At 50.6% G+C, this 15,420-nt stretch carries 9 protein-coding genes and 1 pseudogene; 3 read left to right on the forward strand and 7 right to left on the reverse strand.

Annotation, left to right across the window (positions count from 1 at the left end; genetic code table 11):
- The 7 genes and pseudogenes from SANT_RS19365 to lsrR form a co-directional block, all read right to left on the reverse strand.
- Entirely contained in the window at window positions 1-3,519 is a 3,519-nt protein-coding gene (locus SANT_RS19365) for an AAA domain-containing protein (protein WP_025423893.1), read from the reverse strand.
- A gap of 1,125 nt (window positions 3,520-4,644) precedes the next feature.
- Window positions 4,645-5,691 carry a hypothetical protein gene (locus tag SANT_RS19370; RefSeq protein WP_148296330.1) on the reverse strand — a complete coding sequence of 349 codons (1,047 nt, stop codon included), beginning with the start codon at window positions 5,689-5,691 and terminating at the stop codon, window positions 4,645-4,647.
- Window positions 5,692-6,342: 651 nt separating this feature from the next.
- The gene (locus SANT_RS24325) at window positions 6,343-6,927 is read right to left on the reverse strand and encodes a hypothetical protein (protein WP_148296331.1); all 585 of its coding nucleotides are present in this window, start codon (window positions 6,925-6,927) and stop codon (window positions 6,343-6,345) included.
- Between the two features lie 366 nt (window positions 6,928-7,293).
- Window positions 7,294-8,273: pseudogene (locus tag SANT_RS23615) on the reverse strand (IS3 family transposase).
- Window positions 8,274-8,535: 262 nt separating this feature from the next.
- Window positions 8,536-8,886 (reverse strand): cupin domain-containing protein, encoded by a 351-nt coding sequence (locus tag SANT_RS19395; protein ID WP_025423898.1) that lies wholly within the window; start codon window positions 8,884-8,886, stop codon window positions 8,536-8,538.
- A 12-nt stretch (window positions 8,887-8,898) separates the two neighbouring features.
- Window positions 8,899-10,491 (reverse strand): autoinducer-2 kinase, encoded by a 1,593-nt coding sequence (gene lsrK, locus SANT_RS19400; protein ID WP_025423899.1) that lies wholly within the window; start codon window positions 10,489-10,491, stop codon window positions 8,899-8,901.
- Window positions 10,492-10,602: 111 nt separating this feature from the next.
- Window positions 10,603-11,556: a transcriptional regulator LsrR gene (gene lsrR, locus SANT_RS19405; RefSeq protein ID WP_025423900.1), complete on the reverse strand. Its 954-nt coding sequence runs from the start codon at window positions 11,554-11,556 to the stop codon at window positions 10,603-10,605.
- A gap of 255 nt (window positions 11,557-11,811) precedes the next feature.
- Between lsrR and lsrA the strand changes: the two genes are divergently transcribed.
- Genes lsrA through lsrD form a run of 3 tightly spaced genes read left to right on the forward strand, consistent with a single transcriptional unit; the run spans window position 11,812 to window position 15,415 of the window.
- On the forward strand, window positions 11,812-13,359 hold the full coding sequence (gene lsrA / locus SANT_RS19410) for an autoinducer 2 ABC transporter ATP-binding protein LsrA (RefSeq protein WP_025423901.1): 1,548 nt from the start codon (window positions 11,812-11,814) through the stop codon (window positions 13,357-13,359).
- Window positions 13,353-14,402, forward strand: a complete 1,050-nt coding sequence (lsrC, locus tag SANT_RS19415) for an autoinducer 2 ABC transporter permease LsrC (RefSeq protein WP_025423902.1) — start codon at window positions 13,353-13,355, stop codon at window positions 14,400-14,402. The genes lsrA and lsrC overlap by 7 nt, the downstream gene beginning before the upstream one ends.
- Window positions 14,402-15,415, forward strand: a complete 1,014-nt coding sequence (gene lsrD, locus SANT_RS19420) for an autoinducer 2 ABC transporter permease LsrD (RefSeq protein ID WP_025423903.1) — start codon at window positions 14,402-14,404, stop codon at window positions 15,413-15,415. The genes lsrC and lsrD overlap by 1 nt, the downstream gene beginning before the upstream one ends.
- Window positions 15,416-15,420 lie beyond the last annotated feature (5 nt).

Below are 15,420 nucleotides of genomic sequence, written 5' to 3' on the forward strand. Positions count from 1 at the left end.
TTATAGCTGGCGCTGTTCGAGGCTGGTATAAATCGTTTTGATTTCACTTTGTAAGCTATCGCCACGATACACCATCGACGTGTCGTACCGTTGGTACTTCTCATCTCGCGCGGCACTGAACCAGTTGAACGACCCTACGCATAATAAACCCTGATCCCCAATCACGATTTTACTGTGAACGCGCTTGACCAGCTTAGTGGTAACTCCCATCGCCGCCAGCTTTTCCATCGCGCCATGAAGACGCCGTTGTTTTTCTTGTCGCTTTTCATAATCGGCGTGTTCGGTATTGAAATCTCTGTCCGTCACCACGGTGATATCAATACCACGCGAGCGCGCCTGAGTCATCGAGGTTAAAAAACCGGTTTGCTCCAGCTTTTGCCAAGTCAACCAAGGTGAAACGATGGTAATGCTGTGCCTGATAGTATCGAAAGTTTGATGCAAAAACGCATCGTGCTGTTCAACGCCATGCAGGGCGGAAATATGCGTTTGCGCGGTGCTTAAATCTTTGCGTTCTTTATAAGCAAACCGCAAAGCATTACCTTCACAAGCGAAAAGGTATTTCGCCAGTAATCCTCGGGGTGAAGAGACTGGCTGGATCTCAAATAAATCCATGTCGCCAAAAACCAAAAAACTGTCTTTGGCACGGGAAACAGCGACATTGAGCATGCTGCTGTCGCTGTCAATAAACCCACCATCCTCATGTTTGGAATAGACCGGGGAGAAGAGCACGATTGCTATTTCAGCCCCCTGAAGGGCATGAACGGTCCCCACCGTCAATGAATTTTCATTGCCCGAACAAATCAGGCCCGCCTTACGTAAAGCTTGTCGAATGGCGTTGACCTGTGCCGAAAATGGCGTAACAACCCCCACCAATTGGTGCAACGGTTTGTCGTAATGACGCTCTATTTCCTCTTTGTGAGCCACCAGCCATACAGCAATTGTCTCAGCTTCAAAGGCGTTGTAACGGCTCCCGCCGTTTGCCTGCATACCTTTGCCATCGATATGCAGATAACCCATTGCGGGGAAAAGCACCTCTTTTTCAGCGCCTCGTTTGGGCTGCAACTTACCGTGATAGCAAAGAGCATTACAGAAGCCGATGATGTTATCAAAGCAGCGCCGGTGCTCATAAAGATACATTCCGCGCGCAAAATCAGGGTCGTAGCGGTATCGCGAGTTAAATTGCGCAATTTTCATGACGCTGCCGGATGCAGCACTTTTGCCTGATTCGCTCACCAATGCATAAGCATCAGTAAGTTCTTCTTGCGTGCCGCCCGGCAGAATGTGCTCTTCAACCATATTGCCGATATCAATGCCGGGTAGACTATTCCAGATTGGCGCTATTTGTTCCGTATCGCCAATCACTAACGCTTTCTTCGCCAATGCGAAGGAGGCTGCGGCTACCTCAGGGAGTACCTGCCCCGCTTCATCGACGATCAACAAGTCGGCAAAATTATATAAATAGCTGTCATCAAATTTCTTTGCCCCGCCGACAAATTCACTAGTTTTCATATGGTGAGGCAACATGTAGCAGGTCATCACCACGCAGGGAGTGAGCTTCATTCTTCGCAGCCAGCGGGCTTTAACGCTTTTCGCCCCGCTACGGGTTTTTTCTTTTTGTAGATTATCAATCGCGGCCATATCCATCAGCCAGCGACCTTCCCAGTAATGGCTCGCCATCAGGAACGCCGGAAAACGGATTTTAGTATCGGCAAGCTCATCGGCTTCAGCCAGGCTCAGCTCCTCTTCGCCCTTATGTCCCAGCAAAGAAGACAGCTCGCGCCAACGTCGGGCGGCGTCGTTTTCGCGTCGAGAAACATTTTGGGCACACTCGATTTGCTGTTGATATTCATCCTGCTGTTTTCGCGCCTGAGCAATAAGTCCGTCGATATAGGCGTCAACGCCTTCCGGCAATATTCCCTGGAACGCTGACATTCTTGCCCCAAACGTAGCCTCCAGGAAAAGGTTAATCTGATAATGGCGCTTAATACGGACAACGGGGAGCCAGGAGAGGAATCCATATACCATCGACTCACTGGCGCGGTAGTTCTGCCACTGTTTTTTTCCCCGAGTTAACAACGCGATTTCGTTCGAGCTGCCAAGCAGTAACGCACTTTTATCTTGAATATACTGGTCGAGATCTTCACTGATAGCACACCGCTCCCGGCGGATACAATTCAGTCTGTCCCAAGCGGGCTCGATTTGCCTAAGCTGGGTATAGAGTTCAGTTAAACGCTCATGTAAGCAATCAACAACATGCTCGGGTGAACGACACGCCTCATTCACAAACGCCGCCCTTGCCCTTTCAAGGTAGAAAACCTGCGCGTCTTCAACATACTCCAGGGATTCAACGCGGTTAAAAAAATCTTCCGTCTGGTATTTTTTCACTGCGTCAGCCCGGCGGCCGGAAGACGGAAAGTAAGCGCCAAAGCTTTTCAATTCAGGCAGCCAACGCCCGGCCATGGCACCGGTACCGGTGCCAAAATCTTTCCCAAAGGCTTCAATGATGTTGGTCACGGCCTGGTTATTGGTTGAAACGGCGATGACGACTGGCGGTTCGGTTTTGTTAACAGCGGCTCTTACCCATCCAGTGGCAACGATAGAAAGAACCAGTGTGGTTTTTCCGGTGCCTGGCGGCCCATTAACGGCGAGGATATCGCCCGACTGCTGAGTGAGATAATGGCTGAGGGCATCACGCTGCGCCACAGCCAGCGGGAATTTATCGCCAGAATGCCCTAAACGCTCGCTAATTTTGGCATTGCTCGCGAGGAGCGGCTCTACAGGACGCATTTCTTTCGAGGCAAAACGCGTTAATAGCGGGACCTCTTTTTTGCACGTGAGGAGATGATCGTACATGGGGAGGATATGGATGCTGGCACTACCGGGTTGGTTCGCTTTGATCACATAACCATATCTAGCAAATTCATATTGCTCGTGGGTATCGGTCCATTTTCCGGCCACGTTGGTTAGAAGTTCGTCGGACTTCTCAAAATATCTTTTCAATTGCTGCTGATGCCGTGCAAGCCGTTCTTCCTGCTGTTCGTCAGTTTCCGAGCAGGGCTCAAGCTCATTATCAGCAACAAAAGTGGTTGAGTTATGCGTGGTTTTGTATTTGTCATACTGCGCCATCTCACCAATTGAAAAAGTACCTTTGGAAAGTGGTTCAAGCAGGTCACGAGGAATCGTGGCAGGAGCCTTGGGGAACAACCAGCCTTTGCGGTTCAGCCTCGCGGAGATAACTAATGGCGTAACGATGCTTGGCGCGCCAGCCGTCCGCTCTTTGCCATGCTGTAACAGGCGAAACCATACCTGAGGCCGTAACAACACTTCGACGGTTTCAACCGAATCGTCCTCACCTTTAAAGAACGCATGGACAATTTTTTCATCCAGCGCCTCCGAGAGGGGACTCATCCACTGGATGAACCTATCCTCATCTTTACGTTCAAACGCGCCTTTACCAGACTCGGCATCGGCTAAGGTATTGCGCCAGTATGAAGTGAATCTTTCAGTGTTCCTGTCCATTTCACATCCTGTGAATGAGTAAAATATAATAATTTCATTGATATAAACGCTTCCCTACAATAAGCATTGTCCACAATGCGAGCGTGATCGCAACAGGTTGTTTGTGCTGGAATGGGGGCTGGGCACGGTAACCTCAGCAATTCAGGCCCTAAAAAACCCTGTTCCTGCTTACTTGATAGCCAACACAGGATCAAAAGCGCGTTGCAACCGTCGGTAAACATCACAGCGGGCGGGTAACGTTCGCTAGATACCTTAGGGAAAATCGTAGTTGTGACATTACTCGTTAAGAAGTAACGCTTTGCCACCTTGGGATTGCTAATCAAGACATGACTCGTATCGCGGTGTGTTACTCATTGGGAGCAGGTTCCTAATGTACAATCGGAACAGATAGCGCGAAATATACCTTATGGATAAGAACAAAACGTTATAGTCACCGATACCAAGGATGAGTAATAGCGATGATATTGTCAAACCGGCGTGGGCAACTGCACTTATTAAACCTGAATTTATATGCATAAACACTTTTTCTGGCTATAGAGGAAGCCTGCGTGATCCCCACGGTGCCCATTATATCGCTGCTTCGGACACCACGGATATTGAGTTCAGTTTTAACGTCCTCGATGCATTGACCCGTAGCCGATTTGTCGTCCCAGAACGCCGGCCCGATGTTTGAGTCCATCCTGAAGCAACCTTTGATTCGATTTTATATGAAAGGACGTCTTTGTACAAAAACAATGCAGACTGGATAGATGATATGATGACGCGGTTTAATGATAAAAACCCGCGTGCATTATGTAAAGAAATGCATAGAGTAGGCATCGTTAGCGCCAAAATAACATGACTTTTAGTCCTAGTTATCATGTTAAAGGTGATTATCGGACTGACGATGGATTCACCGCTACAGATAATGTTATCATACTATCCGACAGCAAAACTGAACAGATAGGTGCGGCGTTACGTTTGGCAATTTTACGATGTAAAAGTTGAAGGCGTTTTCCTCTCTAATCAAAGCAATATCAGTTTTATGCTATTCTTACTTTCAGCAAACACTTAGCGCCCGCCGCATGCGGGCTATTCCCCCCCCCTTAACCCGCACGAAACGTGCTTACTTTACCCGCTAAAACTCTACTCTTCATTACAAATATAGCGCCTTGCGGGAAGCTCGCTTTTTCGGGTCATCATGTTTATTTTACTTTTGCGCTTATATAGCGTATTTCTGTAAATAAGTCTATCCGGATTGTCTGGATCTTGTATTAACTTTCTAAGCTTCAAAGTGCTTAGTGAAATAAATCCCCCCCTGTTTTCTGGGTCTGGTATATTTTTTCGATAGAATAATCTTTTTCGAGAAATAAGCCGAGCCGGATTTTCAGGATCTGGTACCAACTTGCGCCAATATAACTTGTTTTGAGAGATAAGCAATCCTGGATCATCAGGATCCGGTACTTTTTTTCGACTATATAACGTTCCTAAAGTAATTAACTTTCCCGGTTTGTCCGGGTCTGGTACTTTCTTACGCTTGTAAAGCGTATTTCGAATGACATATTTACCCGGACAGTCAGGATCTGCTATCTTTTCCCGATAATAAAGCTTTCTTTTACTAAAAGCATGGTCAAAATTGACTAGTTCTTTCCCTTTCTGGCTGCCTTGCACGGGAATGAGTTCATCTAGATTCGGAACCACGGAACTCAGGTCAGGCAGAGGGGGTGAACTTCTCCCATTTGTCAGTCGAACGAGAATCTTATATGTATATTCTTCAAGAAATTGAGAATCAGATTCAGCCATATCTGGTTTATACGCGATATTCTTTCCCAATGCAGTCTCGTACCATTGCGTCTTAAAGATATCTTTTTCCTTTGGACCTTCTTTTGTAAGTTGATCGGTTAAAATATTATCTATTATATTCACTTGTTTTGATGAAACGCTCTGACCTATGTTATTAAATCCATTTGTGATTCCTGTCGGAGATGGAAGGTTATTGATTTGCATGTTGGCATTTTTCACATCCTGCTTTCGTATATAAAAATTCAACGGCGTGTTGCTAATGAATTCTGGGCTATACATGATGTTATTCCGGAAAGATACCTGTCCAGATGATGTCATTGGAGTGGCAGCGTATGGTTGCGTGATAAAAAAATTCTCTGATTTGAATAGTGTTGAGTTGATGTGCATCATGACAGTCCTGTTAATATAGGTGTCCAAAGGCATGTGAATTTAAATTAAAGTACATCAACAATTAATAAATGAGTGGCAACTATGTTGGTCTATAGGTAAATTACACCTTGATAAATATTGAATTAGTGCCATGGCGCGTCTTTCTCTCTGTCGCCTTGAGGTTATAAATTTTGTATCCGTCACTGTTGATCCGTGTTGATTGGTTACTTCGTGACTTCAACATCATCGAACGCACACCACGAAAATGTCTATCACAAGCACATTAATTCTGTTGCATTGAGTCAGCCTGCTACTTTTGGACTATTTCCATCTAAGTGGCATTAAATCATTGTTCAGTATCTGCAGTTTTACGCGTGTGCGGAAACGCATTTTTATCTCCGAATTAGCCATCAACCACTCTTTTTTAAATTTCTATTAAGATGATCTCAAAATCCATTGCAAACATTCCCGCTAAACTTTTCGACTTATATTTTAGCGTCCCCCTAACCTGAAACTAATATTCAAATAAAAGTCAGTCTTGGCGTTTAGTCTTTACGACTAGATGATAGCTTGCAGGTTAATCTACAAAGTACCATGAAAAAATCAGTCATGGTACATGTCGTAAATTTGGCGAATAAGTCCGACTTCGCTCACTTGCACGGTCGAGCTAGTTTACCGATGGCCACTGCGTATCCCAATATCCCTGAGGGCGCGATGAGCTTCAGCATCTCTAGTTATGCTATGATCATCCAATACTTTGTAGATGTTTTCACCGTTACGTACGCGCTCTCCCGCTACTCCGGTTACCGCTTTTAGCTCAAGATTAATATAAGCGAGGCCCTTTATGTCATGCTCAAAAGCGACTTTGTCACAGGGTTCTCCATTCTTTACTCGTTTTGAGGCGATATCTAAAGTCAATTGGGGATTTTTTGTAAATTGTAATATCTTGGATACTGACCAATTGAGTGAATCATGCATTCTCCTAGTATAGGATTCACTGTCCAGATAATTTGATACATTTCTTATATTAGACTCCCATAAGGTCATATTGGATGTGTCTCGATTAGCCAAAGCGTATATGCACCATGTAGAAATTCGTTGGACAGATTGCGTGCTTTGAAAGGTATTATTTGTATTTGACGCTTTGGTTACCATGTTTATGATTGATGAATACGTTGGCTGATTAGGCGCTATGGCGCCATCTTCTGCCCTAGTGGGTCTTTGTATAGCGTTTAAATTAGCATTGTTTACGTTCATTGTTGCTATATCCTCTTAATCAAACAGACGCACATTCAACATAAAACTATTTATATTATTTTATATAAAAAAACGATTGCGAACATATGCCTATATAAAGACCGGGTTTTACATTGATGCTAATTGATTGAATAAAAGGAATATTGCGGAACTTTTTTGTCACACCTGGACGTTTTCCACTGATGTGCGGCTTGGCGTATTGCGATCGAAGCTCTATAAAAGTGAAGTAGCACATTGGTTTGCCGGAAGATCAGCTAATATAACGAGCTCTTTCATCCTCTGAGTGCGCTGGGACACTGTCAACAGGCGGGATAAAGTTTGCGTTGGGTGTTTATCTGATCCTACCTACGTAAAGTGGACACAGCCCTAAGCGAGGTTTTGGTTTTCAAACTGTACCGGGCTGAGCCCGCTACAGGCACTGTGGCGACGCCAGCGATTGTCATCGCACTCGATATAATTAAACACCGCCGTTCGCATTATTTCCCGGCCGGCAAAGCACTCACGGTGGTTACATTCCACTTTCAGCGAGTGGAAAAAGCTTTCCACACAAGTATTGTCGTAACAGCATCCCTTTGCGCTCATGCTGCCACGCAGATTATGGCCTTTTAGCAAGATAATCTCTGGAGCAGAACTGACCGCCGCGGTCGGTATAAACACTGACGTTTTAGGGGCACTTTCGCCGCCACAGTGCCATGTGGAGTGCATTACGTGCCAGTGCCGTCGTCATTCTCGATGACATCGATCAGCCGATAACGGCGCGCGACTACAGGTCAATAACCACCACCAGATACAGCCAACCTTCATCTGTACCTAAGAAAGTGATATCTCCTGCCCCTTTTTGATTCGGACCGCTGGCGATAAAATCTTGCTTCAGCAGATTTTCAGACACTGGCAGGCCGTGCTCCCGGTAGCTGACCGGACTGAACTTCCGCGCGGCTTTTGCTCGCAGCCCCTGATGGCGCAGACTGGCAGCAATGGTTTACACGTTATTTTCCGGTAGCTCATCTGCCAGTCGTGGGACACCGTACCGCTGTTTAAGGCATACTTCATTTCAGGCGCTTCGCGAAGTATGTCGCGGCCTTTTGGAGGATGGCCAGCTCCTCATCCCGCTCAGCCAACTGCCGTTGGAGACGGGCATTCCTTGCGGCCAATTCGCTTTCGCGTTCTGAAGATGTCATTTGCTGCTGTTGTTTACTGCGCCAAGCATAAAGCTGTGATTCATTGAGACTGAGTTCGCGGGCAGCGGTAGCGGCAGCATGGCGCGCTGCCAATTTCAGGGCATCATTGCGAAACGCTGGCGTATGCTGTTTACGGGGCTTCTTGCTGGTTGGTATGGACTTTGTCATGTGAGTCACCTTGGTCTCACTTGGTCGTGTGTCCACTGTTGGTGGGTAGGATCAATCACCCTTCGGGGGTTGATGCTCATCTTTGCCGCCGACGATTAGGAAGCGGAGCGGAAAAGGTAAAACGTTCCGCTCCAGAAACCGAACTACCCTAGGGCCTTAGTGAAACAAAAAGCAATCACTTTGCGTGTTTATGTTAATGCTTAACGAAGCGGCGTTACGCAAGGGTACTGAAGGGTGCCCCCCTCTTCGGGTTGCTTGGGTATTAGTACTTTGACGGCTCTACCGGATGACTGTCACCGGGTAAATGTGGGGATTTAACAAAAACGCCTTTCCAGGGCACTTCTCCTTTATTCACCAGAAAATGCGCTTCGCCGGGGTCGCAGTGCAAAACATCACCCAAACCCAACGTGTGCGGCTCACCGTTCAGATATAGCGTCACTTCACCTGCCAAGGTATAAAAAATCTCGCAGGCTTCGATATGCCGATGATTAGGGAAAGACTGCCCAGGCTGGAGCATCACTACGCCCATGTCACACACCGGACCGCGAATAAGATATTTAGGACCATTATCGCCAAAACGGTACTCATGCTGCGTTTCATTGGATTTAATCATTGCGATCTCCTTTTACAAACCCGGCGCTTTCCACAAAGAGGTCGTTAACCCGTGATCGACCAATCCAAGCTGCTCTTGATACACCGCCTGCCATTTCTCGCGGGACTCAAGATAGAGCGCATGCTTCGCCATATCCGGCACATGCTTGCGCTCCCAACGTACCAGCCGCTCCCCGGTTTCTGCCATCGATGACCAGATCCCCGCGCCCACTCCGGCAGCAATCGCACAGCCCAACGCGGTTGCCTCTTTGACCACCGGCACGTTCACCGTCAACCCTGAGACATCCGCCAGAATCTGGCTCCAGAGACGACCTTTTGCACCGCCGCCGGCAAACACCAGTGATGTCGGGTGAATGCCGGTGAAATCGGCGATTTGCTGTAAATTACAGGCAGAAACGATGGCGGCATTCTCTTCCAGGGCGCGGAACAGCGTGGCTTTATTACATTTTTCCGGGTCGATAGACAGATTGATAAACGAAGGCGCGGCGTGATACCAGCTTTTAAAGCGCATTCTGTCTGAGAAAATGGGTATAACGCCCCACGCGCCGGCGGGCACCCGGGTGGCCATTTCCTCAAGTAGCGTGTAGGTGTCAACACCCAGACGCTCTGCCATCAATTTCTCTTCTGCACAAAACGCATCGCGGAACCAGCGCATCGTCAGACCGGTAAAAAAGCTGATTGATTCGGTTTGCACCATCCCGGGAATTACGTGCGGGTTAACACGAACGTTCATTTCGGGATCAACAACCGGCTCGGGCAAATTAACCACCTGCTGCCAGAATGTGCCTCCCAGCACGGCGGTTTGCGCCGGACGTACGACCCCAAGCCCAAGGCAACCCAGTTGGACATCACCGCCGCCTACCACCACCGGCGTTCCCGCCTTCAACCCGCACTGTGCGGCGGCCTGCGCGGTAACGCCGCCCAGCAACGTTCCCGTCTCTTTTACCGGGGAAAGAATATCGGCCCGCAGTCCGGCCATTTCCAGTAATGAAGGCTTCCAGTTACGCGTCTTGAGATCCAACAGGCCCGTTGTTCCGGCATTGGAGGGATCCACCGCCAGCTCGCCGCTGAGCATATACGCCATCCAGTCGCTTATCATCGTGACGGTTGAAGCGCGACGATAGATATCCGAACGATGGTGCGCCAGCCACAGCAGGCGTGGAATGGCGCTCAACGCCAGCGTCTGACCGGTACTGCGATAGACATCGCTCTCAAAGGTGTAATCGTGGAGCTCCTTAAGCTCGCTCACCTCCCTTGCCGCCCTGGCATCTACGTTCGCGCAGGCCCACACGGGCGTGCCCGCAGCGTCATAAACCACAATACCTTCACGCATCGAACAGGCGGCGACGGCAGCGATCGCTTCAGGTGCAATCCCGCCGATATGTAGCGCCTGTCGGATACATTCACAGGCCAGTTGCCAGTTTTTCTCCAGACTGAACTCCATCGAACCGGGAACGTCCGGTACGGCAAGATGCCGCCATTCCGCCTGTCCCACAGCGATTTGTTTGCCATCCAGGTCGAAAATAACCGCCCGGACGCTGCCGGTTCCGGCGTCCAGTGCCATCAGATAATGTGCTAATTCAGTGGGGGTACAGAGTCGGGCCATCGTTTTAGTCCTCGGCTTATTATTTCTGTCAGGTCGCCAATGCTTTCTCCAGGGTACAAACCAAAAAGCGGTTACAGCTCTGCTGCGCAATGGCGCGGCAGATTGATATCATTAATCACTGACAATCGCGGCGGCAGTATCCTGGTCGGTGACCAGCGCGTTGATATACCCCCCTTTCATCGCCGCAGCGATTGCTTCCGCCTTATTCACGCCCCCGGCCACACCGATCACCGTCGGGATCGTTTTTAGAGAATTAAGGGTTAAGCCGATCAGTTCATTGTGGATGTTCATGTCGGGAATAACGTGCCCGTCGGCATCAAAGAAATAACCCAGAATGTCCCCCAGGGCCCCTTTACGTCCGATCATGAGCTGTTCACCCTGAGTGATATAGCCTGAGCGAATAATCGTGGCTTCCTCTTTCTGGTTGATTGCGCCAATACCGACAATGGCCGCATCGGCCGCCTGCGCCGCCAGCAGCACATCCTGTACGCTATTCTCATGCTTTAAGGTACGGGCAATTTCCGCAGAGGAAGCGCGAAGCGGTGCTGGAATAATGCTGACCGGGCAGGCGGCATTAAGCTGCCCGATCCCCGTCATATAAGGCCCAACGCCGCCCGACAGCGTTACCAAGCGAATTTGCTGGGCAGAGATAAACCCGCTGAGCCGCTTTAAGGTGTTCATGGTCGCTTCACCAAAGCCCGCCGCCAGAATTTGCTGTGGTTGTAACGACTCCATCAACATGTGCGCCGCGCCGATTCCGAGTCGGACACAAACGTCCGCGCCGGGAAGCCCCGGAATAACGCGTACGTTATTCAGACCAAAGCGGCTACGTAATTCAGTTTCATATTGAAGACAGCCTTCAAAGCGAGAATTAATCTGTACGCGAATAATCCCGGATTGATGCCCTTTCTCCAGCAGTCGCGAAACTTTAAGACGCGTCAGCCTAAGTCTGTCGCTGATGTCGCTCTGGGTCATACCATCGTGGTAGTAGAACCACGCAATGCGCGCCACTAGCTCTTCTTCACTCATGCCTTGCTCGGACATCATCGGGTCGTTAATTGTCATTATTCTGTCTTCACATTGAACATATCGAAATCCTCAACACAATTGTTCATTCATTACGGGTTAATAACTGTGACCGAAGCCACATTACGGGCGTACGCCAGTGAACAAATTAGTTATTCCAAATCATTTTAGCATGAAACGTGATCTGTTCATCGGTTTTATGAGCAGTTAGGTCATAAGGTTATGAACAATTCGACTAGCAAAATACATTTGTTCAACCCGAAACGACTCTGGGTGAACGGAGGTGATAGGCCAATGCGTCACGAAAAAAACTCACCGCTGCTCAGCGCCCGATCAGTTCATAAACAGTACTCTGGCGTCAACGTACTGAAAGGCATCGACTTTGTTTTGCACAAAGGCGAGGTACATGCGCTATTAGGGGGAAATGGCGCGGGGAAATCGACGTTGATGAAAATCATCGCCGGTATTACCCCTGCCGATAGCGGCATTATTGAGATTGAGGGAGCCCGCTGCACAAAACTGTCCCCCGTGCTGGCGCACCAGTTGGGCATATACCTGGTGCCTCAGGAACCGCTGCTGTTTCCCAGCCTGACGGTAAAGGAGAATATTCTCTTTAGCCTGCCCAAACATCAGAAATCGGTGCAGAAAATGGCTTCGATGCTGCTCGCGCTCGGCTGTCAGTTCGATATCAACAGCCCTGCGGGTTCACTGGATGTCGCCGACCGTCAGATGGTCGAAATTATGCGTGGGCTAATGCGCGATTCACGCATTTTAATTCTCGACGAGCCCACCGCATCACTGACGCCGGCAGAAACGGATCGCCTGTTCAGCCGCCTGCGGGAATTACTGAGCACCGGCGTGGGGATCGTGTTTATCTCCCACAAGCTGCCCGAAATACGTCAGATTGCCGACTGCATCAGCGTGATGCGCGACGGAACCATTGCGTTATCCGGTAAAACCACGGACCTCACCACCGACGAGATTATTCAGGCTATTACGCCAGCCTCACGGACCACCGCCCTGAGCGCGACACAAAAACTGTGGCTGGAGCTGCCTGGCAACCGTTCCCAGCACGCGGCGGGCACACCGGTTTTGACCCTGGAAAACCTGACGGGTGAAGGGTTTATGAACGTCAGTTTTGACGTGCGCGCCGGGGAAATTTTAGGTCTGGCCGGACTTGTCGGCGCAGGGCGTACCGAACTGGCGGAAACCCTGTATGGGCTTCGACCCCGGCGGGCGGGACGCGTCGTGCTCAATGCGCAGGACATCTCCACGCTTTCCACGCGCGAGCGCCTGCAGCGTGGACTGGTCTATCTGCCGGAAGATCGACAATCTTCAGGGTTGAATCTGGATGCCTCGCTGGCGTGGAATGTCTGTGCCTTAACGCATAACGACAGCGGCTTCTGGGCCAAACCGGTAAAAGATTGCGCCACGCTCGAACGCTACCGGCGGGCGCTCAATATCAAGCTCAACGATCCCGAGCAGCCGGCCCGCACGCTTTCAGGCGGCAATCAACAAAAGATTTTGATCGCCAAATGTCTCGAAGCCTCACCGCAGGTTCTGATCGTGGATGAACCCACACGCGGCGTGGACGTCTCTGCCCGCAACGACATCTATCAGCTGATCCGGAGTATCGCGGCACAGAATGTCGCAGTGCTGTTTATCTCTTCCGACCTGGAAGAGATTGAACAGATGGCCGATCGCGTTTACGTCATGCATCAGGGAGAAACCGGCAATGACGCCCTTTTGGGCGACGATATCAATGTCGACACCATCATGCACGTTGCCTTCGGCGACCGCGCGTCAGGGACCACGCAGCATACAGGGGAGGCATCATGTTGAAATTTATTCAGAATAACCGCGAGGTGACCGCGCTGCTGGCCGTCCTGCTGCTGTTCATTCTACCGGGCATACTCGATAGCCAGTACCTCAGTGTCCAGACGCTGACGATGATCTTCAGCAGTGCCCAAATTCTTATGCTGTTGGCTATGGGGGCAACGCTGGTCATGCTGACGCGTAACATCGACGTGTCGGTCGGCTCTATCACCGGGATGTGTGCTGTTCTGCTGGGGCTGCTATTGAACGCGGGATATTCCTTACCGGTGGCCTGCTTGGCAACCCTGCTGCTGGGCTTGCTCGCGGGCTTTATCAATGGCGCGCTGGTCGCTTGGCTAAAAATTCCGGCGATCGTCGCCACGCTGGGGACGCTTGGCCTGTATCGCGGCGTGATGCTGCTCTGGACCGGCGGTAAATGGATTGAAGGACTACCGGCAGAACTGAAGCAACTCTCTGCCCCGGTGTTCATGGGCATTTCCGCCATCGGCTGGCTGACGTTGCTGCTGCTGATGATGATGGCCTGGCTACTGGCAAAAACCGCCTTTGGCCGCTGTTTTTACGCCACCGGCGATAATTTGCAGGGAGCGCGGCAGTTGGGCGTGCGTACCGAAGCCATCCGTATCCTGGCCTTCTCGCTCAATGGCTGCATGGCGGCGCTGGCCGGTATCGTCTTTGCCTCCCAAATTGGCTTTATCCCCAATCAGACGGGAACCGGGCTGGAGATGAAAGCCATCGCCGCCTGCGTTTTGGGTGGAATCAGCCTGTTGGGCGGTTCCGGTACGATTATTGGCGCAGTACTCGGCGCCTATTTCCTCACCCAAATTGACAGCGTACTGGTACTGCTACGCATTCCGGCCTGGTGGAACGATTTCATTGCCGGTTTGGTATTGCTGGCGGTACTGGTGTTCGACGGCCGTCTGCGCTGCGCGCTGGAGCGCAATATTCGTCGGCAAAAATATGCCCGCTTCACGCCGCAATCCCCGTCGCCCCCGTCGGTAAAAAATGATGCTGACCCGGTGTGCGCCGCCAAAAAACGTGAGGTAGCCTGATGACACGTTTACACCTTTACGGATGGGAACTGGCGCTTGCCGCGCTACTGGTGCTTGAAATTCTGGGATTCGGCGCGCTGAATCCACGCCTGCTGGATCTGAACGTATTGCTGTTCAGCACCAGCGACTTTATTTGCATCGGCATTGTTGCCCTGCCTTTAACGATGGTCATTGTCAGCGGCGGGATTGATATTTCATTTGGCTCGACAATGGGCCTCTGCGCCATCGCGCTGGGTGTCATGTTCCAGGGAGGTATTCCCCTACCGCTGGCGGTTGTTCTGACGCTCGCCCTGGGCGCGCTCTGCGGCGTGATCAACGCCGGGCTGATTATCTACACGGGGGTGAACCCTCTGGTCATTACCCTGGGGACATTGTACCTGTTTGGCGGCAGCGCGTTGCTGTTGTCGGGGATGGCGGGGGCTACCGGTTATGAAGGTATCGGCGGTTTCCCTCAAGGCTTCACCGATTTTGCCAATCTCGCTGTGCTGGGGCTGCCCGTCCCGTTGATCTTCTTCCTGGTCTGCGTGCTGTTTTTCTGGCTATTGATGCACAGAACCCATGCCGGACGAAATGTCTTCCTGATTGGGCAGAGCGCACGCGTCGCGCTGTACAGCGCAATCCCGGTAAACCGGACGCTATACGCACTGTATGCCATGACAGGCTTGGCCTCGGCGGTCGCGGCGGTTTTGTTGGTTTCTTACTTTGGCTCCGCCCGTTCCGATCTCGGTTCCTCCTTCCTGATGCCGGCCATTACGGCGGTCGTTCTGGGCGGAGCCAATATCTATGGCGGTTCCGGGTCAATTCTCGGTACCGCTATCGCTGCGCTGTTAGTGGGCTATTTGCAGCAAGGGTTGCAGATGGCGGGCGTACCGAATCAGGTATCCAGCGCCCTCTCCGGCGCGCTGCTTATTGTCGTTGTCGTAGGTCGTTCCGTCAGCCTGCATCGTCAGCAAATCAAGGACTGGCTGGCGCGTCGTCGCGCCAACCGGCAGGCCGAAAACCCATTGCCATAAAGGAA

The organism is Sodalis praecaptivus (genome assembly GCF_000517425.1).
Taxonomy (GTDB): Bacteria; Pseudomonadota; Gammaproteobacteria; order Enterobacterales; family Enterobacteriaceae; genus Sodalis_A; species Sodalis_A praecaptivus.